This is a genomic window from Xanthomonas sp. NCPPB 2864 (assembly GCF_056675615.1).
In genome coordinates, this window is sequence record NZ_JBWWVS010000002.1 from 106,707 (window position 1) to 126,660 (window position 19,954).

At 67.5% G+C, this 19,954-nt stretch carries 17 protein-coding genes; 8 read left to right on the top strand and 9 right to left on the bottom strand.

All coding sequences use genetic code 11. The features are described from left to right. Positions 1-197 precede the first annotated feature (197 nt). Positions 198-575: a helix-turn-helix transcriptional regulator gene (locus tag AC1KVE_RS05495; RefSeq protein ID WP_054591306.1), complete on the bottom strand. Its 378-nt coding sequence runs from the start codon at positions 573-575 to the stop codon at positions 198-200. Between the two features lie 147 nt (positions 576-722). Between AC1KVE_RS05495 and AC1KVE_RS05500 the strand changes: the two genes are divergently transcribed. Next, positions 723-1,226: a hypothetical protein gene (locus tag AC1KVE_RS05500; RefSeq protein ID WP_434982190.1), complete on the top strand. Its 504-nt coding sequence runs from the start codon at positions 723-725 to the stop codon at positions 1,224-1,226. A 12-nt stretch (positions 1,227-1,238) separates the two neighbouring features. On the opposite strand, the gene prmA is transcribed toward AC1KVE_RS05500, so the two are convergent. Further along, complete coding sequence (gene prmA, locus AC1KVE_RS05505) at positions 1,239-2,159, bottom strand: 50S ribosomal protein L11 methyltransferase (RefSeq protein ID WP_065048446.1); 921 nt, start codon at positions 2,157-2,159, stop codon at positions 1,239-1,241. Positions 2,160-2,526: 367 nt separating this feature from the next. On the opposite strand from prmA, the gene AC1KVE_RS05510 reads away from it, so the two are divergent. Together AC1KVE_RS05510 and AC1KVE_RS05515 are read left to right on the top strand one after the other, a co-directional pair. Beyond that, a complete protein-coding gene (locus AC1KVE_RS05510; RefSeq protein ID WP_481092545.1) occupies positions 2,527-3,453 on the top strand; it encodes a hypothetical protein in 927 nt (308 codons plus the stop codon). Continuing rightward, positions 3,450-3,815 (top strand): hypothetical protein, encoded by a 366-nt coding sequence (locus AC1KVE_RS05515; RefSeq protein WP_481092544.1) that lies wholly within the window; start codon positions 3,450-3,452, stop codon positions 3,813-3,815. The genes AC1KVE_RS05510 and AC1KVE_RS05515 overlap by 4 nt, the downstream gene beginning before the upstream one ends. 172 nt (positions 3,816-3,987) lie before the next feature. Here AC1KVE_RS05515 and accC read toward each other — a convergent pair whose 3' ends face one another. From accC to AC1KVE_RS05550, 7 genes are all read right to left on the bottom strand, one after another. Beyond that, complete coding sequence (accC, locus tag AC1KVE_RS05520; RefSeq protein WP_016903366.1) at positions 3,988-5,355, bottom strand: acetyl-CoA carboxylase biotin carboxylase subunit; 1,368 nt, start codon at positions 5,353-5,355, stop codon at positions 3,988-3,990. Next, a complete protein-coding gene (locus AC1KVE_RS05525) occupies positions 5,345-5,722 on the bottom strand; it encodes a four helix bundle protein (RefSeq protein WP_241235786.1) in 378 nt (125 codons plus the stop codon). The genes accC and AC1KVE_RS05525 overlap by 11 nt, the downstream gene beginning before the upstream one ends. 77 nt (positions 5,723-5,799) lie before the next feature. Then, positions 5,800-6,285, bottom strand: coding sequence for an acetyl-CoA carboxylase biotin carboxyl carrier protein (gene accB / locus AC1KVE_RS05530; protein WP_481092543.1), 486 nt, complete (start codon positions 6,283-6,285; stop codon positions 5,800-5,802). Positions 6,286-6,382: 97 nt separating this feature from the next. After that, positions 6,383-6,829: a type II 3-dehydroquinate dehydratase gene (gene aroQ / locus AC1KVE_RS05535; protein ID WP_039811529.1), complete on the bottom strand. Its 447-nt coding sequence runs from the start codon at positions 6,827-6,829 to the stop codon at positions 6,383-6,385. 449 nt (positions 6,830-7,278) lie between these two features. Next, the gene (locus AC1KVE_RS05540) at positions 7,279-9,603 is read right to left on the bottom strand and encodes a protein-disulfide reductase DsbD family protein (RefSeq protein ID WP_481092542.1); all 2,325 of its coding nucleotides are present in this window, start codon (positions 9,601-9,603) and stop codon (positions 7,279-7,281) included. A 5-nt stretch (positions 9,604-9,608) separates the two neighbouring features. After that, complete coding sequence (cutA, locus tag AC1KVE_RS05545; RefSeq protein ID WP_024940554.1) at positions 9,609-9,941, bottom strand: divalent-cation tolerance protein CutA; 333 nt, start codon at positions 9,939-9,941, stop codon at positions 9,609-9,611. 230 nt (positions 9,942-10,171) lie between these two features. Next, positions 10,172-11,983 (bottom strand): endonuclease, encoded by a 1,812-nt coding sequence (locus tag AC1KVE_RS05550; RefSeq protein WP_184610032.1) that lies wholly within the window; start codon positions 11,981-11,983, stop codon positions 10,172-10,174. A 431-nt stretch (positions 11,984-12,414) separates the two neighbouring features. Here AC1KVE_RS05550 and AC1KVE_RS05555 point away from each other — a divergent pair, with 431 nt between their 5' ends. From AC1KVE_RS05555 to AC1KVE_RS05575, 5 genes are all read left to right on the top strand, one after another. Continuing rightward, a complete protein-coding gene (locus AC1KVE_RS05555; protein ID WP_003483210.1) occupies positions 12,415-12,702 on the top strand; it encodes a co-chaperone GroES in 288 nt (95 codons plus the stop codon). A gap of 137 nt (positions 12,703-12,839) precedes the next feature. Then, a complete protein-coding gene (gene groL, locus AC1KVE_RS05560; protein WP_481092541.1) occupies positions 12,840-14,480 on the top strand; it encodes a chaperonin GroEL in 1,641 nt (546 codons plus the stop codon). 761 nt (positions 14,481-15,241) lie between these two features. Further along, complete coding sequence (locus AC1KVE_RS05565) at positions 15,242-18,133, top strand: TonB-dependent receptor plug domain-containing protein (protein WP_481092540.1); 2,892 nt, start codon at positions 15,242-15,244, stop codon at positions 18,131-18,133. 224 nt (positions 18,134-18,357) lie between these two features. Next, positions 18,358-18,567, top strand: coding sequence for a hypothetical protein (locus AC1KVE_RS05570; protein ID WP_481092539.1), 210 nt, complete (start codon positions 18,358-18,360; stop codon positions 18,565-18,567). Between the two features lie 27 nt (positions 18,568-18,594). Continuing rightward, positions 18,595-19,668, top strand: a complete 1,074-nt coding sequence (locus AC1KVE_RS05575) for a 3-deoxy-7-phosphoheptulonate synthase (RefSeq protein WP_046345560.1) — start codon at positions 18,595-18,597, stop codon at positions 19,666-19,668. Positions 19,669-19,954 lie beyond the last annotated feature (286 nt).

The window sequence follows — 19,954 nt, forward strand, 5'->3', positions numbered from 1 at the left end:
CGCGCCGCTGTGACCACCCTGCCGCAGCCCAAGGCCGCATTTCAGCAGAGACGCATTCCAGCCAACAAGCAAACGCAACGACCGGCACCACGTCATCCAACTCCGACTGAGCCAGCTACCAACACCGAGCTTGCCTCACAAACGAAGCGCCCAGCAGCCTGCCCCCGATTCCCGATTCCCGATTCCCGATTCCCGACTCAACGCCGACGCCGCGTCTTGCCCTCGGCCAGCAACAGATCGAGCAGGCCGCTGCGCTGGCGCGGCGCCAACGTGTCGAAGCGGTTCAGCAGCACGCGTTGCTGCTCGTCCAGATGGCGGTACTGCGCGGGTTCTTCGGCGATCGTCGGCACCGGTGGGCCGAAGGTGCGCTCACCGCGGCCGGTGGCCAGGTATTCGAACGCCATGCCGCTGCGCTTGGCCAGGCCGATCAGGTTGTCTACCGAAGGCGCGGTGCCTTCGGCCATCTCCCACTGCGCCACCGCGCTACGGGTCACGCCCAGCTCGCCGGCCAAACCTTCCTGGGTCAGCTTGGTCAGGGCGCGGGCTTCGCGGACGCGTTCGTACAACTTGCTCACACGGCACCGTGAGTGGGGAACGGGCCGGGAGATATAGCCCTAGCAGCAATCAGGGATAGTTCGTATACCTTTCATATGCCGATATGTTTGCGATACTGTCCGGGCGTCAATGATGACGGGATCACAGCGAACTCAAGGAGGACATTCATGGTCGAGCCAGCCGCTCCCAAATCCGCCCGTTCCACCACGCCGGCAACGCCGCCCGCCGCGCCACCGCCCGCGGCATGGCCGGCACATTCGCCGCTGGATCCGGCGATCACCCGCTTTCGGGGCGCGCCGTGTTACCAGGTCTGGCAACGCCAGGACGCGTGGACCGCCGTGGCCGACGGCCCGCAGTGGTCGGCCGGGCTGGCGCCGCGGTGGTGGGCGCTGCGCCAGCGGCACTGGCGGCTGCTGGCGCTCAGTGTGGGTTTGCTGGCGCTGGCCGGCGGCCTGGCCAGTCTGGGCCCGCGCACGTGGTCGCTGCCGGCCTGGGCGGCGTTGCTGCTGGCCGAGCTGGGCCTGCGCGTGCAGCTGGCCCATCAGGCCGGGCCGTGGCGCAACGCGGCGCTGCGGCGTGCCGGCTGGCAGGCGGTGACCCGCCTGCGCGCCATCAGCGTGGCCGATGCGGTGACCACCGCGCAGATCCGCGCCGGCCGGCCACACCGCTGACCCGACGCGGTGTCAGTGGCGGCGTACGCCGTCGATGCGCATCCAGTCTTCGTCGCGTTCGCAACGCAGTTGCTCGAACCAGGGCGCGTAGCGCTGCAGTAACTCGTCTTCCTGACCATGCAGGATGCCCGACAGCGCAATCCGCCCGCCCGGTGCCACGCGTGCGGACAAGGTGTCGGCCAGCGCATCCAGCGCCGAGGCCAGGATGTTGGCGACCACGACCGGATAGGTCTGCACCGGCTCATCCTGCGGCAGGTACACCGCCAGCTGCGCCTGCAAGGCATTGCGCTCGGCATTGTCGGCAGTGGCCAGCAGCGCCTGCGGATCGTTGTCCACGCCCACCGCGCTGGCCGCGCCCAGCTTCAGCGCGGCGACGGCGAGAATGCCCGAGCCGCAGCCGAAATCCAGCACGCTGCGGCCCTGCAGCTCGCCGCTGCCGGCCAGGCTGTCCAGCCAGCGCAGGCATAGCGCGGTGGTCTGGTGCGTGCCCGAGCCGAACGCCAGGCCCGGATCCAGACGGATCACCGCGGCGTCGGGCGCTTGCGCGGCCTCGGGCAGCGCGTGATTCCACGGCACGATGAAGGTGCGCGCGCCGAACTGCATCGGCTTGAACTGATCCATCCAGGCGCGTTCCCAGTCGCTGTCGTCGACCGTGCGGAACGCCACCTGGCTCCAGTCCAGCCCGGGGTCGAACGCTTCCAGCGCGGCGAGCAGCACCAGCGCATCGCTGTCGCCGTCGAACAGCGCGTTCAGCACCATGGTGTTCCACAGCGGCGTTTCGCCGACGCCGGGCTCGAGAATGGCGCGCTCGTTGCTGGTGTCGGCATTGGCGTCGAGCAGCGTCACCGCCAGCGCGCCGATGTCGTCCAGCGCATTCTGGTAACGGGGCTGGGTGGCGTCGGAGCAGGGCAGGGTCAGTTCAAGAAACGGCATCGTGGCGGTCGGGCAATTCGAAAGCGTGCATCGTAGACCATTCATGCCGGCGGACTCCTGCGCGACGGGGGCCGGATAAGCAGGCGCACCGCGTGCGCGATACGGCGGATGCCGTCGCCTGATCGGTGCACTCCGCACATGCGGCGCGGTGGCGCCGGCCGCTGCCGGCGCAGCACGCGGGCGCGCCGGCAACCAGACGCCCGCTGCGCGCCACCCACGCCACACCCGCGCAGATCACCGTCCTCATGCAATGCACCGTCCGCCGTTCGCTTCGGCAGCGTCCGCTTGCGCGCCAGCGTGCGCGGGCGCGGGTGCTAGACTCCGCGCCGTCGCTGCGGGGCTTTCCGCAGCAGGGTCGCCGCTGTCCATGCCGCTTGCTCGTGCCCGCCATCTCTGGCTGTTGCTGGCTCCCGTCGCGCTCGCGGCGGCGGCCTGGTGGCATGTGCGCGCGCAACCGGGCGATTCGCCCACCGCCGCGCTGCCGGCGGTTGCCAGCAATGCCCGTACCGGCGCGCCGGCAGCGCGGGCGCACGCGCCCGCCGAACGCGGCACTGCCCTGCAACTGCCCTACCGCGATGCGGTGGACGCGCAGCCAGACCTGTACCGCTATGCGCAGCAATTGCAGCAGCAGGTGCGGGCCGGCAATGCGCAGGCGGGCTGGCGCCTGAGCCGCGTCTACGATTACTGCGCGCCGTATGCGTCCAGCCCGGCCGGTTACGCCGCCGATAGCGCCTGGATCGCCGCGCAACACACGCCCGGCGTGGTGGCGATGCATGCGGCGCGCACGCGCGTGGCGCAACGCTGCGCCGGCTTTGCGCCCAGCGACGGCCTGAGCCCGCGGCTGGTGGCGCAGCAACGGCAGGCAGCCGCGCGTGCAGGCAACCTGGCTGCCGAGGCGGCGTTGCTGGCGCTAGGCGAGCCGCTGCAGCGCTCGCCCAGCTACAAGCGCGCGCTGGTGCAGCGCGTGCTGGCCTCGCGCGACCCGGAGGCCTACCTGGCGCTGGCGCCGGCAATGGGCGCGCGCGCCAGTGGCGATGACAGCCTCGACGGCTACGTGGCCGGCGATCAGTTCGCCGAGCTGGCCTGGCAGGTGGCTGCATGCCGACTAGGGCTGGATTGCAGCGCAGACAGCACCCTGGTCACCAGTTATTGCGCCAACGCGGGCATCTGCTCGCGCAACAGCGCACAGGATTTCGTGTCGTTCGTATTCGATGCTGCGGTGCCGCGGCAGGGAGCAGACAGAGTGGATGAGATGGTCGATAGCTTGGTCTCCGAGCCGGGAGCGCAGTCATGAATTACCGTCGCCTGGCGCATGGCGCCAAGTTCTGGTTCTGGGTTGCACTGTTCGTGGCGTATTCGGCCGCGGCCGTGGGCATCGTGATGATCGACACCGCCGATCACCGCTACCAGCCGCTGTCGGTCAAGTCGACCACGGTCGCCGCCGACGAACAGCAGCGACGGCATGGCGCCAGCCAGGTGGCCGCGGTGTACCGCGCCAGCAGCGCGATGCCGTTTTCGACATTGCCGGCCGGCTCCACCTTCCAGGTGGTGTGGCCGGATGGCTCCACCGAAACCATGACCGTGGTCGACCCGGCCTCCTCCAGCGGCATCATGCCGGTGCCGGGCAGCCAGCAGCCGGCGCCGCGGATCCGGTAGTACCCAGGATCCCGTAGAAGCGCACCTGGGCGCGACGAGGTTTCACCGATAAAGCGCGGTCGCGCCCGGGTGCGCTCCTACGCACAGGTCGGCTGGCCTGCGCAATGCACCGGGCAACAACGCAACAAGCCCGGTTTCCCGGGCTTGTTGTGCGTTGCACTGGCCGGTGCGATCAGACCAGCGCGATCGACTTGTTCTTGCGCTCGGCCAGGCGCTTTTCCAGATAGTGGATGTTCTGCCCACCGGCCTGGAAGCCCTTGTCGCGCATGATGCGCTGCTGCAGCGGGATGTTGGTCTTGATGCCGTCCACCACCATCTCGCTCAGCGCCACGCGCATGCGTGCGATCGCGGTCTCGCGATCGGGGCCATGCACGATCAGCTTGCCGATCATCGAATCGTAGTTCGGCGGCACCTTGTAGCCGGCGTAGATGTGCGTATCCACACGCACGCCCGGGCCACCGGGCGGATGGAACGCGGTGATCAGGCCCGGATTGGGCATGAAGGTTTCCGGGTCCTCGGCATTGATGCGGCACTCGATCGCATGCCCACGCAGCACGATGTCGCTCTGCTTGATGGTCAGCTTGCGGCCGGCGGCGATGCGCAATTGCTCGCAGACCAGATCGATGCCGGTGATGCGCTCGGTGACCGGGTGCTCCACCTGGATGCGCGTGTTCATTTCGATGAAGTAGAAACGCCCGTCTTCGAACAGGAACTCGAAGGTACCCGCGCCGCGATAGCCGATGCGGATGCAGGCATCCACGCAGACCTTGCCGATCTCGTTGCGCAGTTCTTCGGTGATGCCCGGGGCCGGCGCTTCTTCCACCACCTTCTGGTGGCGGCGCTGCATCGAGCAATCGCGTTCGCCCAGATGGATCGCACCGCCCTGGCCGTCGGCCAGCACCTGGATTTCCACGTGGCGCGGATTTTCCAGGAACTTCTCCATGTAGACCTGATCGTTGCTGAAGGCGGCCTTGGCTTCGGACTTGGTGGTTTCGATGGCGGCCTTCAACGCGGCCTCCGAATGCACCACGCGCATGCCGCGCCCGCCGCCGCCGCCGGCGGCCTTGATGATCACCGGGTAGCCGATCTCGCGCGCCACCTTGGTGTTGGCGACGATGTCGTCGCCCAGCGGGCCGCCCGAACCGGGCACGCACGGCACGCCGGCGGCCTTCATCGCGCGGATCGCCTCCACCTTGTCGCCCATCAGGCGGATGGTGTCGGCCTTGGGGCCGATGAAGATGAAGCCGGATTCTTCCACGCGCTCGGCAAAGTCGGCGTTTTCCGACAGGAAGCCGTAGCCGGGATGGATGGCCTGCGCATCGGTCACCTCGGCCGCGGCGATCAACGCCGGGATGTTGAGGTAACTGTCGCTGGACGCGGCCGGGCCGATACACACCGACTCGTCGGCCATGGCCACGTGCTTGAGGTTGCGGTCGACCGTGGAATGCACCGCGACCGTGCGGATGCCGAGCGTGTGGCACGCGCGCAGGATGCGCAGCGCGATTTCACCTCGGTTGGCGATGACGACTTTATCTAGCATGGGATTGGGGATTCGAGAGTGGTGATTCGTAGAGGGCGCCGGGCTCGCGCAGATGGCGCGATTCGTCCAGCGTGCGGATCAATGCATTGAGCCTGGCAAACGTGCGATTCAAAAGATCCAGGGTTGCCGTATCGGGCGAACCGAACTGCAGCCGTGCGGCAATCTGCAGTTGCGTATCCAGTTCCGCCAGCGAACCCCGCGCCATCGACAGATAACGCAGGTACTCGGCAGTGGAACGCCGCGCGGCGCCTTCGGCAATGTTGGAGGGCACGCTGATCGCAGCGCGCCGCATCTGTGCCGTCAGTCCGAAACGTTCGGAATCAGGAAAGTCGTGGCTCAGGCGGTAGATCGCTTCGACAAGCGACATCGCATCGCGCCAGACCATCAGGCGCTCATGCGGTCGCTCTTGCGAATCCCGAATCACGACTCTCCCATCCCCGCCGCTCAGCCAATCACAAACAACGGCTGATCGAATTCCACTGGCTGGCCGGTTTCGCCGACGATGGCCACGATGGTGCCGGAGACGTCGGCTTCGATCGGGTTGAACATCTTCATCGCCTCGATGATCGCCAGCGTTTCGCCGGCCTTGACCTGCTGGCCGACGGTGACGAAGGCCGGCTTGTCCGGCGAGGGCGAGGTGTAGAAGGTGCCGACCATCGGCGCGCGCAGCACGTGGCCTTCCGGCAGGGCGGCAGCCTGCTTGGCGCCGCCGGTGGAGGCCTCGGTGGGCGACTGCATCGGCATGCTGGGGGCGGCCGGGGCCTGCGCGGGCGGGGCAGGTGCGTACTGCTGCACCGGCGCGCTCATCACGGTGGTGCCCTTGGGCACGCGTGCCAGGCGCACGCTTTCTTCGCCTTCCTTGATCTCGATTTCGGCGAGATTGGATTCTTCGAGCAGGTCGATCAGTTTCTTGATTTTGCGGAGATCCATACGGGCCTCATGAGGTGAATCGGTGGAGGTTGCCGGCGGCTGCCGGCGGAAGGGGGTCAGGCCGTCGGCGCGGGCGCCGGCGTGGGTGAGCGGGATGTCATGCGTCGCGTTCCAGCCGCGCGATCACCGCTTCCAGCGCCAGCCGGTAGCTGTCGGCGCCAAAGCCGCAGATCACGCCGTCGGCCTTGTCGCTGAGATAGCTGTGGTGACGGAACGGCTCGCGCGCATGCGGGTTGGACAGATGGATTTCCACGAACGGCAAGCCCACGCCCAGCAGCGCATCGCGCAGCGCCACCGAGGTATGGGTGAAGGCGGCCGGGTTGATCAGGATGTAGGCGGTGCCGTCCTCGCGCGCGGCGTGGATGCGCTCCACCAGCACGTGCTCGGCATTGGACTGCAGGCAGGCCAGCGCATGCCCGGCGGCCTGCGCACGGTCCACCAGGGCCGCATCGATCTGCGCCAGCGTGGTGCGCCCGTAGACATCCGGCTCGCGGGTGCCGAGCAGGTTGAGGTTGGGGCCGTGCAACAGCAGCAGGTGGGCCATGACATCCGGGAGAGCGGAAAGGCCGGAAGTCTGCGCGATGTCGCCGATGCTGTCCAGATAGGCGAAGTTAGGTCTGTTTTAAACGATTGTTTTAATTTCGTGGTGGAACGCTGCTGCGTTGGTGTGCCAGGCCCTGTGGGGCTGCGGTTTCGCGGCAGTCGCCCAGCCTTGCCGGTCTGTCGATCGCATGCCGACCATCTGCTGAATCGCCATGGTGCGTAGTGCAGCGCGTCCATTCGCGGAAGCGGTGCGTTCGCTGCCGTGCGTCCCGGCCCCTGCTATCTGTCGTGCTGTCGAGCGGCGTGCTCGGCAACGCCGGCTGGTGTTCGCCGGCATCCAGCCACTTCAGCGCCGATCGGCGCTCGCTCCCTTCATCATCGACCCATGCCGTCCATGCATCGGGCCGCCGTTCGAGCCGGCGTGCCGGCCCGCGGGTCTGACCGACCGGCTCACCTAGCCGCGCGCAGCAACGCATCCTCGGTGATCGCGTTGGTCAGCACGGTCGGCAGCACCGCCGGCGGCGCGCCGGGGCCGTAGACCACGTACAGCGGCACGCCGACGGCCTGGTGCTGGTCGAGGAAGGCGCTGATCCTGGGGTCGACATTGGTCCAGTCGCCTTTCATGTAGACCGCGTCGACGCGGCGCAACGCGTCGCGGAAGTCGGCGCTGCTCAGCACGTTCTTCTCGTTGGCCTTGCAGGTCACGCACCAGTCGGCGGTCATGTTGACGAACACCACGCGGTTGTCGGCGCGCAGGCGGTCCAGCAGCTGCGGCGAGAACGCCACCACGCCTTCGGCAGCAGTGGCGGCCGGCAGGCGCAGGCGGGTGACCCCGACCACCGGCACGATCGCCAGCACCAGCATCACCGCGGCCAGGCCCATGCCGATGCGATGGCTCTTCCAGCGGCTGCGCTCGAAGCAGAACAGGCCCAGTGCCAGCAGGGTGGCGCCAACCAGCATCAGCGCCAGCGCGTCCACGCCGCGCTGCTTGCCCAGCACCCACAGCAGCCAGATCGCAGTGAGATACATCGGGAACGCCAGCACCTGCTTGAGCGTTTCCATCCACGCGCCGGGCGTGGGCAGGCGCCGCGCCAGCGAGGGGATGAAGCCGATCAGCAGGAACGGCAGCGCCAGGCCCAGGCCCAGCGCCAGAAACACCAGCATCGCCAGCAGCGCCGGGGCGGTGAAGGCATACGCCAGTGCGGTGCCCATGAACGGGGCGATGCAGGGGCTGGCCACCACGCAGGCCAGCACGCCGGTGAAGAAATCGCCCAGTGGGCCATTGCGCGCTGCCAGCGACTGGCCGATGCCGCCCAGATTGCTGCCCAGCGTGAACACGCCCGACAGGCTCAGGCCCACCGCAAACATCAGATAGGCCAGCGCCGCGACGAACCACGGCTGCTGCAGCTGGAAGCCCCAGCCGGCCGCCTGGCCGGCCGCGCGCAGGCCGATCACCAGCGCGCCGATCGCCGCAAACGACACCAGCACGCCCAGCGAATACCAGATCGCATGGCTGCGCGCGTGGCTGCGGCTCTCGCCGCTGTGGGCCAGGCCCAGCACCTTCAGCGACAGGATCGGCAGCACGCAGGGCATCAGGTTCAACACCAGCCCGCCGAGCAGGGCCAGCACCAGCATCGCCAGCAAGCCCTTGTCGGTGTGCGGCGGCTGGGTGCGCTGCGGATTGTCGGCCGAGGCATCTGCGACCGGCGCTGCAGTCGCCGCGGGCGTCGGTGCCGGCGCCGGTTCTGCAGGCAACTGCCCGGCCGGCAGCGGCGAGATCATCAGCGGCGCCGCTTGCGCCTGGTTCTGCGGCGACACCGTGCCGGCAGGCAACTCCAGCGCCACCCGGCGGGTCATCGGCGGGTAGCAGATGCCGTCGGTCTGGCAGCCCTGGAAGGTCGCCACCAGGGTCGCCTTGACCGGTTCGGCATGCTCGCGCAGCAGCGGCAAGGTGACTTCGGCCTGGTCGAAATACACCACCACATCGCCGAAGTGCTCATCGCGGTGCGCCTTGCCCTGCGGCCAGCGCGGCAGCCCGGGACGCACGCCGCCGGCGCCTTCCAGCGCCAGCGAGGTGCGGTCGCGGTAGATGTAATAGCCCGGCGCGGGGGTGAAGCGCAGCAGCAGGCTGTTGCCGTCGCCGACGATGGCTTCGAAGGTGAAGGCCTGCTCGGCCGGCAGCGGCAGTGCGTCCACGCCGGCGGCCTGGCCGGTGCTGCCGAACAGCCGCGGGCCTGCCGGTGCGCGAGGCACCAGCGCGCCCAGGTTTTCGCGCGGGGTGGCGGACGTCGCGGCGGGAGCCGAGGCATCGGGCAGGCGCACGCGCAGCTCGCGGCGTTGCGGCGGGTAGCACACGCCGGCGTCGGCGCAGCCCTGGTATTGCACCTGCAGCACGGCGGTCTGCAACCCGGCATCGGCCTTGCCGGCCAGCCTGGCCTGCAGCTGCTTGCGGTAGGTCTGCACCTGGCCGAAGAACTCGTCGTGCTTGCTCTCGCCTTCCGGCAGCGCCAGCTCGCCGGCGGCAAAGCCTTGCCCGGATTTGACGCTGATGCGGTGGCGATACAGGTAATAGCCCGGCGAGATATTCCAGCGCAGCGCGATGCTGTCGCGGCTATCGGCGGTGGCGCTCAGGGTGAAGGCCTGATCCACCGGCAGCAGGTCGGCCTCGGTGACCGCGGCCTGCGCGGGCAGGGGCGCCACCAGCGCCAGCGGCGCGGCGAGCAAGGGTACGGCCAGCAATGCGCAGCGGGCGATCCAGCGGGACAGAGACTTCATGGACGTCAGGATTCCTTGCGGGTTTCAGCCCGGACCCAATCGAGATACGCCGGCAGCCCGGCGCTGGCTTGGACCGCGATCGCCTCCGGCAGTTCATACGGATGCAGCGCCTGCAGCCGCGCGATGGCGTCCGGCAGGCGGTCTTCCCAGGTCTTGATCAACAACTGCACTTCCTGGCTGCGCTCGATCGCCCCGTTCCAGCGGTACAGCGACTGCACGCCGGGCAGCTGGGTGACGCAGGCGGCCAGGCGCTCGTCCAGCAGCACGCGCGCAATGCGCTCGGCGCTGTCGGCATCCGGACAGGTGCTGAACAACAGATGGAGGGAAGAGGCGCTCATGTGACCGCGCAGTGTAATCCCCTGTTTGCGGGGGATCGACCGCAGATTCCGGAACAGGGCGTCAAGTTCGCTGAGCCTGGCGGCTGGGCGGCGATACCGGTCCTGCGCCTGCCCGCTGATGTTGAATGACGCAGGCCAACGGCTCGCGCGCCTGCTGCGCGGTCGGGCATGTGGATTGCCGCTGCAGGCCTTCTCCCGGCCCGGCGCCTGGGGCGCCGGGCCGGGCCGGATCAATTGGCCAGCTGGCAGCTGGCCGGCTTGGCCGAGGTGAACAGGCTCGAGGTCGCCCATTCGGGGTGATCCACGAACGGGTTGCGGTTGCCCTGGAAGCTGAAGATCACCTGGTTGCGCGCCCGCTCGGCATCGTCCGGCGGGTCGGCCTGGTGCCAGGCCAGCAGCGTGGACAACAGGCCCATGTAGGCCGGCGAGGCCGAGGTCTGCACGATCTTGCTACGGTCGTCGGTGAGTTCCAGGTCCGGCTCGGACTGCCCGGTGGCCGCGTCGGTGCCGCCTTCATAGCGGATCGCCATGTACATCACCGCACGCGCCATGTCGCCCTTGCGCTTGCCCCATACCTCGAAGGTGCCGCCGTTGCCATCCGGGGTGCGCACCCAGTTGGAATTGCCCGGATAGCGCCCGCTGCCGCCGCCACTGCCGTCATTGACCTCGGTGACCCGCTCGCCGCAGCTGCTGGTGCAGGCCGCGTAGGGCTTGTTGCCGCGGTCGGCGTTGAAGGCGGTGTCGGTGAGATACAGCATGTGGGTGTCGGTGTAGGGCGCATACGGCAGCCCCTTGTCGCCGCTGGCGCTGCCGAAGCCCAGCGAGTTGGGCCAGGTGTGCTCGCGGTTGTAGGTCAGCCCGCTCCCGGTGCCGGCACGGTCGCTGCCCTTGGCGTAGCTGCGGTTGCGGTAGGCGTCCAGAATCCGGCCGCTGTTGTTGGGATCTTCGTCGGCCATCTCCAGGATGGTCCAGGTGCTAGTGCCCGAGCCGCTGTACGGATAGACCGTGTGGCCCTTGATCACGGTGTGCAGCGAACAGCGCAACTGGCTGGCATTGGCGGTGTTGACCCGCGAGTAGTAACCGGTGCCGCCGCCGCTGGCGGTGGCCACGGTGAAGGCGATCGACTGGTTGGCGGCCGGGCTCAGCCCGCTGGCATCGCGGATGGCGCTGGCGGTGATCGCCAGGGTGCAGCGCTCGCCACCGACCAAGGCGGTGTTGGTGGACAGGCTGAAGCGGGTGCCGCTGGTCGGGTAGCTCAGCGCCACCGTGCCGGAGCTGGCGCAGCTCAGTGCGAAGGCGCCGCTGCTCAGCGTCACCGCCTCGCTGAAGCCCACGCTCAGGTCGCCGGCGGCGGGAAAGCCGGTCGCGCCCTGGGTCGGGGTGGTGCTGGTGATCGTCGGTGCCGCGCCGGTCTCGCCGCCACCGCCGCTGCCGTTGAAGCTCTGGCCGCGGTTGCACGCGCCAAAGGTCTGCGCCGACGAGCTGGCCCAGCTGAAGTTGGCCGCGCTGCTGCCGGTGCCGGTCAGTTGCAGCGAACTGCCGACCGCGCTGCTGTTGCTCTCGCTGACCGGCAGGTTCTGGCTGGTGATGCCGGCGGCAGGGCCGCCGCTGGCGGTGATGGCGCCTTCGTAACTGAGGAACTGCACCAGCTGCCCGTTGGGGTCGACCAGCGCCACGCCGTCGTTGGGCCCGTTCTGCACGCCGTTGCTGGCGTAGCCGACCGTGGCCACGCGCACCTGGCTGCCGCAGCTGACCAGGCTGCCGGCCGGCACCGCCGTATTGGCGTAGACCGTGGCCGCGCCCGGTGTGCTGCCGTTGTACAGATAGATGCGGTAGCCGCTCAGCGATTCGCCGGCGGTGGCCACCACTTCCACCCCTTCGCCGCTGTCGCCGGAGGCGCCTGCGTCGTCGTAATGCAGTTCGTTGATGAACACCGCCGCGTGGGCGGTGGGGACGGCCAGTACGAGCGCACAGGCCAGGGGAAGCGTGCAGCTGGGGGACCAGCGCAAGGGGAAAGCACGGGCAGGGGATGGCAACCTCATCGACAGCTCCTTGTGATCGGGGAATGCGTGGCCGACTGTAAAACGTGCGCATGACAATCGGTGGAACCTGGTTCCATTTTTAGAGCGGCTGCTCCGGCGACTGCTCGGTGCGCACCGTCCGGCGTGCCAGTGGCTCGGTAGCCGGTCTCAGGCGCAGCTGGCGATCGCGCAGCCCGGTTCCCACCCGGCTGACCGTTGCCAGCGGGGCAATGCGCGCCAGGTCGTGTCGGCCGCGTCGTGGCCCTGGCATGGAACTGCCCGGCGAAAATTTTTTGCCCCCAGCCCTTGAAAGCTGGCCACACAGCACAATCTCTGGCCCGCACCCGCTCTGTCGGGTTTTTTCCGCGCGCTGTGCTGGCAGTCGTCACATACGAGTGCTAACATCGCCGATAATTTCCAGACCAATCAATCACTTAAGAGGGTCTTTCTCTATGAGCATCAAGCCGCTTCACGACCGCGTTGTAGTCAAGCCGATCGAAGCCGACGAAGTTTCCGCCGGCGGCATCGTGATCCCGGACTCCGCCAAGGAAAAGTCCACCAAGGGTGAAGTCGTCGCCATCGGCGCCGGCAAGCCCCTGGACAACGGCAGCCTGCGCGCGCCGGTGGTCAAGGTCGGCGACAAGGTCATCTACGGCCAGTACGCCGGCAGCAGCTACAAGTCCGAAGGCGTCGAGTACAAGGTGCTGCGCGAAGACGACATCCTGGCGGTCATCGGCTGATAGCCGTTGACGGCGGGATTCGGGAGTGGGGATTCGGGATTGGCCACTGCGCTTGGCGCAGCTGATCCCGCATCTCCCCCGAACCCCCGCTTTAGCCAATCCCCAATCCCCAATCTCAAATTCCGGAGTTACAACAAATGGCTGCTAAAGACATTCGTTTCGGTGAAGACGCACGTACCCGCATGGTTCGTGGCGTCAACGTGCTAGCCAATGCCGTCAAGGCCACCCTGGGCCCGAAGGGCCGCAACGTCGTGCTCGAAAAGAGCTTCGGCGCGCCGACCATCACCAAGGACGGCGTCTCCGTCGCCAAGGAAATCGAACTGGCTGACAAGTTCGAGAACATGGGCGCGCAGATGGTCAAGGAAGTCGCTTCCAAGACCAACGACAACGCCGGCGACGGCACCACCACCGCCACCGTGCTGGCCCAGGCCCTGATCCGCGAAGGCGCCAAGGCTGTGGCCGCCGGCATGAACCCGATGGACCTCAAGCGCGGTATCGACCAGGCCGTCAAGGCTGCCGTCGTCGAGCTGAAGAACATCTCCAAGCCCACCACCGACGACAAGGCGATTGCCCAGGTCGGCACCATCTCGGCCAACTCGGACGAATCGATTGGCAACATCATTGCCGAAGCGATGCAGAAGGTCGGCAAGGAAGGCGTGATCACCGTTGAAGAAGGCTCGGGCCTGGAAAACGAGCTGGACGTGGTCGAGGGCATGCAGTTCGATCGCGGCTACCTCTCCCCGTACTTCATCAACAATCAGCAGAGCCAGTCGGCCGACCTGGACGACCCGTTCATCCTGCTGCACGACAAGAAGATCTCCAACGTGCGCGACCTGCTGCCCGTGCTGGAAGGCGTGGCCAAGGCCGGCAAGCCGTTGCTGATCGTCGCTGAAGAAGTCGAAGGCGAAGCGCTGGCCACCCTGGTGGTCAACACCATCCGTGGCATCGTCAAGGTCGTGGCCGTCAAGGCACCGGGCTTCGGCGACCGTCGCAAGGCGATGCTGGAAGACATGGCGGTGCTGACCGGCGGCACCGTGATCTCCGAGGAAGTGGGTCTGGCGCTGGAGAAGGCCACGATCAAGGACCTGGGCCGCGCGAAGAAGGTGCAGGTCTCCAAGGAGAACACCACCATCATCGACGGCGCCGGCGACTCGGCCACGATCGAAGCCCGCGTTGGCCAGATCAAGACCCAGATCGAAGACACCTCGTCCGATTACGACCGCGAGAAGCTGCAGGAGCGCGTGGCCAAGCTGGCCGGTGGCGTTGCAGTGATCAAGGTCGGCGCGTCGACCGAAATCGAAATGAAGGAAAAGAAGGCCCGCGTCGAAGACGCCCTGCACGCCACCCGTGCAGCCGTCGAAGAAGGCGTGGTCCCGGGCGGCGGTGTGGCCCTGGTGCGTGCGCTGGTGGCCGTCGGTAACCTGACCGGTGCCAACGAAGACCAGACCCACGGCATCCAGATCGCCCTGCGCGCGATGGAAGCCCCGCTGCGCGAAATCGTGGCCAATGCCGGCGAAGAGCCGTCCGTGATCCTGAACAAGGTCAAGGAAGGCACCGGCAACTACGGTTACAACGCGGCCAACGGCGAGTTCGGCGACATGGTCGAGTTCGGCATCCTGGATCCGACCAAGGTCACCCGCTCGGCGCTGCAGAACGCAGCCTCGATCGCCGGCCTGATGATCACCACCGAAGCGATGGTGGCCGATGCACCGAAGAAGGACGAGCCGGCGATGCCGGCCGGCGGTGGCGTGGGCGGCATGGGCGGCATGGATTTCTGATCCACGCCACTCGGCTGTTGCAGCAAAAAAGGACCCCGCCGAAAGGCGGGGTTTTTTTTTGCGGTCGCGGATGCCGCAAGAGGTCGTGCGTGACCACGCAGATCCCATCATGACCCGTAGGAGCGCCCCAGGGCGCGAAAGGGCTTCACCGAGAATGCCCAGTCGCGCCCGGGTGCGCTCCTACCGGGCACCGATGCGGCCAACGATTCGCGAACCCGACCGTGTCGAACCCACGCGTGCATAACCACGCAAATCCCATGACCCCGTAGGAGCGCCCCAGGGCGCGAATGGGCTTCACCGGGAATGCCCCAATCGCGCCCAGGTGCGCTCCTACGCGGCGCAGATGCCACCGGTTCGCGCAATCGGTTAGCGGCCTCGACCTTGTCGAACTCGGCGCTTGCATGGCCACGCAAACCCCATGACCCCGTAGGAGCGCCCCAGGGCGCGAATGGGCTTCAGCGGGAATGCCCCAATCGCGCCCGGGTGCGCTCCCTACGCTGCGCAGATGCCACGGTTCGCGCGATCGGTTCGCGGCCCCAACCGTGTCGACGTGCGTGCCATCGCGTGGATCGCGAACCCCATCACACTTGCATGACAGTGTGTTGACATCGATGTCAGCGCCAACCTAGCGTCGCTGGGCAGGCGCTTGCGCCGAACGGTCGGGGGGCCATCGGACAGGGGGCGGCGATGCGGTGCATCGCTCGCAGGCGTCGTTGCAGTGGAACGCCACGCCGGTCATGCCGGCCTCTCCCGGGGATCTTATGAACTGCCGCAGTCATCGCCTTGCCTTGTCGATTTCCTTGTCCCTCGCCCTGACCGCCGCCATCGCACCGTCGGCGGCGGCCCAGCAGGCCGAGCCGGAGCAACCGCGCGCCACCTCCACGCTGGACGCGGTCAGCGTCACCGGCTCGCGCATCAAGCGCGCGCAGGTCGAGGGCGCGCAACCGGTGGTCACCATCTCCGCGCAGCAGATCCAGCAGGAGGGCTTCGCTACCGTCTACGACGTGCTCAACAGCATGAACCAGCAGGGCTCGGTGGAGGCCGATACGCAATGGGGCTCGCATACGCCCAACGCCTCGCCGATCAACCTGCGCGACCTCGGGCCGGGCCGCACCCTGCTGCTGGTCAACGGCCACCGCGTGGCCGACTACCCGCTGCCGTACGGCGGCGAGAGCAACTTTTCCAACTACAGCAACATCCCGTCTGCGGCGGTGGAGCGCATCGACATCCTGACCGGCGGCGCCTCGGCGATCTACGGCTCGGACGCGGTGGCCGGCGTGGTCAACGTGATCCTCAAGCGCGATTACCAGGGCGACCAGGTACGGCTGCGCGGCGGCACTGCCACCGAAGGCGGCCGCGACAGCTTCGACGTATCCTGGGCCGGCGGGCGCACCGGCGAGAACTGGAGCCTGACCTACGCGCTGCAGGCCACCCGGCGCGATCCGTTGAGCGGGCGCGATCGCCCCGAGATGGACGATTCCGACGACATGGCCTATTCCAACTGGACCGGGCAGAACCGCCGCTACGGCTTCAACCCGTTCACCGGCCTGAGCCTGGTCGATGCCAACACCAACGAACGCCTCGCGCCGCCCGCCGGCACCTGCGCGCGCTTCGGCGGCGAGTTCATCGACGGGCAGCGGCTGAGCTACAACCAGAACACCGGGGTGGTCACCAACGCCGGCGACTACTGCGGCGTGGCCCGCGACTACGGCGACTGGGGGCTGGTCACCGGCAGCGAGGACTATTCGGCCTATCTCTACGGCACCTGGAAGTTCGGCGAGCACACCGAAGCCTGGGCCACGCTGTCGGCCAACCGCAGCATCGGCCGCTGGACCTACGACCCGCCGTACGTGTATCTGGGCCCGTTCCAGGACGCCGACACCGGCCGCTCGCTGTATGCGATCCGGCAGCTCACCCGGCGCGAGGCCGGTGGTTGGGACCGGCTGGCCAACTACAACAAGGAGCAGTCCTGGGACCTGAGCGCCGGCTTGCGTGGCGTGTGGGCCGACCGCTTCGACTGGGAGCTGAGCGTGGGCCGCTCGCGCTACACGGTGGACGAATACGTACGCACCGTGGACACCGCCCGCGCCACCGATTATTTCCTCGGCAGCCCCACCGGCACCGCCGCCGACGGCACGCCGATCCATGCGATCAACCAGGCGCGCCTGTATGCGCCGCTGTCCTCGAGCGAGTACGACGAGCTGGTCGCCAAATCGCATAACTCGGCGTATTCGTGGGTGAACCAGGCCAGCTTCAGCCTGAGCGGCGATCTGGTGCAGGGCTGGGCCGGGCCGATCCGCTTCGCCACCGTGGCCGAAGTCGCCAAGCAGGGCTACCAGCTGTCGCCCGACCCCTGCGCCAACGAGTGCTATCCGGTCGATGTGGTGGACAGTGGCGGCGGCGAGCGCATGCGCAGTTCGGCCGGGCTGGAATTGCAGATTCCGCTGCTGTCGACGTTGAGCGCCAATGTCGCCGGCCGCTACGATCGCTACGGCAGTTACCGTTCTTCGGCGGCGATTCCGACCGATGTCGGCACCCAAAGCGACACCACCTGGAGCGCGGGTCTGGAATGGCGCCCGGTCGAGAGCCTGTTGTTGCGCAGCACGCTGGCCACCAGCTTCCGCGCGCCGGATATGCATTACGTGCTCGGCGAACCCAGCTCCACCAACCAGACCGTGATCGACCAGTACCGCTGCATCGCCACCGGCGCGTATCTCACCGGCGGCTGCAACGACGAGAACAGCAACATCTACTACACCGTGGACGTGAACCGTCGCGGCACGCCGGATCTGCGCTCGGAAACCGGCCGCTCGTTCACCGGCGGGGTGGTGTGGGACATCGTGCAGGGTCTGTCGCTGAGCGTGGATTACTACCGCATCGAGCTGGAGGAAATGATCAAGGATCTGGACCGCGACGAGATCCTCTCGGCCGAAGCCGGCTGCCGCACCGGCACCACCATCAGCGGCGGCGCCTGGAACAATCCCGGCGGCGCCGGCTATTGCGACACCATCACCTCGCGCGTGCTGCGCAACGCCGACGGCACCATCGCCAGCATTGAGCGCGGCCCGATCAACCTGGCGCAGATGGAAACCTCCGGCATCGATGCCTCGCTGAAATATCGACTTGCCACGGCGGGTTGGGGCAACTTCCAGTTGTCGCTGGACTACAACAACCTGCTGGCCTATCGCGAGCAGATCTACCGCACCGACAGCGATGAAAACCGCCGCGACGAACGCGTGCGCAGCCGTGTGCGCGGCAGCGTGCATTGGGACAACGGCGGCGCCTGGGACTGGACGGTGTACTTCCGTCGGCTCGGCTCCATGCGCGCGGTCAACTGGGGCACCTGCGAGCGCTTCGACGACGGCTACCAACCCAGTGCCTCGGACGCATGCGTGGTCACCGACACCGCCAACGTGCATCTGGGCGAGAGCAGCAAGCGCTACTTCGGCCGCGTCGGCCCGGCGATCTATTGGAACCTCAGCACCGGCTACAGGATCACCGACCACGCCAAGGTCAACTTCTACGTCAACAACGTGTTCAACGAAGTGGGCTACGAGAACAAGGAGCGCTTCTACGGTTACGGCTTCTACAACACCACCTTGTTCAACCCGATCGGCCGCGAAGTGGCGGCGGAATATGTGTTTACGTTCTGATTGAAGGTCGTGGCCGCATCGCACGTCACGGCACAGCGCCGTGGCGTGCGATGCATGGTCGATGCCACCTGCGCAGGCAATCCGTACGCGAGCCCGGCCTGCCAGCGCGCGCGTGGTAATGCCGTGCATCGGTTCGCCCAGCTTGTCGTGCGCCGCGGTGGTCGGCGCGACACATGCGGCCTGCAGGCACCCCGCGGGAGCAGCGCTGCAACGTTCCGTTGCCGATGAAACAGTGGCAACGGCTAAACGTGCGTGGTATCAATGCACTCAATGAACGCACCCCGCAGCCAGTTTTACTTTTGGTACTACGGTTTTCCGATGCCGCTGGCGGAGGACGGATTGCGCTCACCCTGAAGAAATCTTCAGCAGCATTCCCGAAAAGCCGCCAGCGCACACTGGCGGCTTTTTTGTTGCCGCCGCGCCTGGCTCCCTGATGCAACACCGCCCACCGAGACACTGTTATGCCGCCTGTGACCGATGACCTGCGTATCCGCAAGATCGAAGCCCTTGCCCCGCCCTCGCAGCTGCTGTCGCTGCTGCCCTGCGACGAGCGCGCCTCCGAGACCGTGACCAATTCGCGTGCCGCGCTGCACGAGATCCTGCATGGCCGTGACGACCGCCTGGCGGTGGTGATCGGGCCCTGCTCGATCCACGATCCGGTCGCGGCGATGGACTACGCACACCGCCTGCGCCCGCTGCGCGAGCAGTTCGGCGACGCGCTGGAGATCGTGATGCGGGTGTACTTCGAAAAGCCGCGCACCACCATCGGCTGGAAGGGCCTGATCAACGATCCGGATCTGGATGGCAGCTTCCAGATCAACAAGGGCCTGCGGGTGGCGCGCGGTCTGTTGCGCGACATCAACAACCTCGGCCTGCCGGCTGGTGTGGAATTCCTCGACATCATCTCGCCACAGTACATCGCCGACCTGGTGGCCTGGGGCGCGATCGGCGCGCGCACCACCGAAAGCCAGGTGCATCGCGAAATGGCCTCGGGCCTGTCGTGCCCGGTGGGCTTCAAGAACGGCACCGGCGGCGACGTCAAGATTGCGGTGGACGCGGTGGGTGCGGCCTCGCACCCGCATCATTTCCTGGCCGTGACCAAGGACGGCCACACTGCGGTGGCCGCGACCGCAGGCAACCCGGATTGCCACGTGATCCTGCGTGGCGGCAAGCAGCCCAACTTCGACGCGGCCAATGTGGAAGCGGCCAGCCAGGTGCTCAACACGTCCGGCTTGCCGGCGCGGCTGATGATCGACGCCAGCCACGCCAACAGCGGCAAGAATCCCGAGAACCAGCCCAAGGTCATCGACGATATCGCCACGCAACTGGAAGGTGGCGAGACCCGCATCGTCGGCGTCATGGTGGAAAGCCACCTGGTCGGCGGACGCCAGGAACTGGTGCCCGGCTGCGCACTGACCTACGGCCAGAGCATCACCGACGGCTGCCTGGGGTGGGACGCCTCGGTGCAGGTGCTCGAGCGCCTGGCGACGGCCGTACGCGCACGTCGCGCAAGGCGGGTTGCCGAAGCTGCGTGATCGGCGAGGCGGTGGGGCGAGAACACGAGGCTTCGCGCGGACCCTCATCCGGCGCTACGCGCCACCTTCTCTCGCCGGGAGAAGGGAGAAGCCCCTCTCGAGCAGCCTGGCAATGAACACAAGCGCACGCGTGCTGATGGCCGCTCCAGAACGAGAACGCCGGGCCGGCGCAGGGAGCCGGCCCGACGGATTGGACACCACCCAGTGGTGACCCGTCGCGCCCAGCGGCAGGAGGGGGAGAGAGCCGTCCTGCCGCCGAATGCGAGCGGGCAGGAACGTTATCCGC

Excerpts from the sequence above, each read along its gene's own strand:
- AC1KVE_RS05500 (WP_434982190.1), top strand. The coding sequence starts at position 723 with ATGGTCGAGCCAGCCGCTCCCAAATCCGCCCGTTCCACCACGCCGGCA.
- prmA (WP_065048446.1), bottom strand. The coding sequence starts at position 2,159 with ATGCCGTTTCTTGAACTGACCCTGCCCTGCTCCGACGCCACCCAGCCC.
- AC1KVE_RS05510 (WP_481092545.1), top strand. The coding sequence starts at position 2,527 with ATGCCGCTTGCTCGTGCCCGCCATCTCTGGCTGTTGCTGGCTCCCGTC.
- AC1KVE_RS05515 (WP_481092544.1), top strand. The coding sequence starts at position 3,450 with ATGAATTACCGTCGCCTGGCGCATGGCGCCAAGTTCTGGTTCTGGGTT.
- accC (WP_016903366.1), bottom strand. The coding sequence starts at position 5,355 with ATGCTAGATAAAGTCGTCATCGCCAACCGAGGTGAAATCGCGCTGCGC.
- AC1KVE_RS05525 (WP_241235786.1), bottom strand. The coding sequence starts at position 5,722 with ATGTCGCTTGTCGAAGCGATCTACCGCCTGAGCCACGACTTTCCTGAT.
- accB (WP_481092543.1), bottom strand. The coding sequence starts at position 6,285 with ATGGATCTCCGCAAAATCAAGAAACTGATCGACCTGCTCGAAGAATCC.
- aroQ (WP_039811529.1), bottom strand. The coding sequence starts at position 6,829 with ATGGCCCACCTGCTGCTGTTGCACGGCCCCAACCTCAACCTGCTCGGC.
- AC1KVE_RS05540 (WP_481092542.1), bottom strand. The coding sequence starts at position 9,603 with ATGAAGTCTCTGTCCCGCTGGATCGCCCGCTGCGCATTGCTGGCCGTA.
- cutA (WP_024940554.1), bottom strand. The coding sequence starts at position 9,941 with ATGAGCGCCTCTTCCCTCCATCTGTTGTTCAGCACCTGTCCGGATGCC.
- AC1KVE_RS05550 (WP_184610032.1), bottom strand. The coding sequence starts at position 11,983 with ATGAGGTTGCCATCCCCTGCCCGTGCTTTCCCCTTGCGCTGGTCCCCC.
- AC1KVE_RS05555 (WP_003483210.1), top strand. The coding sequence starts at position 12,415 with ATGAGCATCAAGCCGCTTCACGACCGCGTTGTAGTCAAGCCGATCGAA.
- groL (WP_481092541.1), top strand. The coding sequence starts at position 12,840 with ATGGCTGCTAAAGACATTCGTTTCGGTGAAGACGCACGTACCCGCATG.
- AC1KVE_RS05565 (WP_481092540.1), top strand. The coding sequence starts at position 15,242 with ATGAACTGCCGCAGTCATCGCCTTGCCTTGTCGATTTCCTTGTCCCTC.
- AC1KVE_RS05570 (WP_481092539.1), top strand. The coding sequence starts at position 18,358 with ATGAAACAGTGGCAACGGCTAAACGTGCGTGGTATCAATGCACTCAAT.
- AC1KVE_RS05575 (WP_046345560.1), top strand. The coding sequence starts at position 18,595 with ATGCCGCCTGTGACCGATGACCTGCGTATCCGCAAGATCGAAGCCCTT.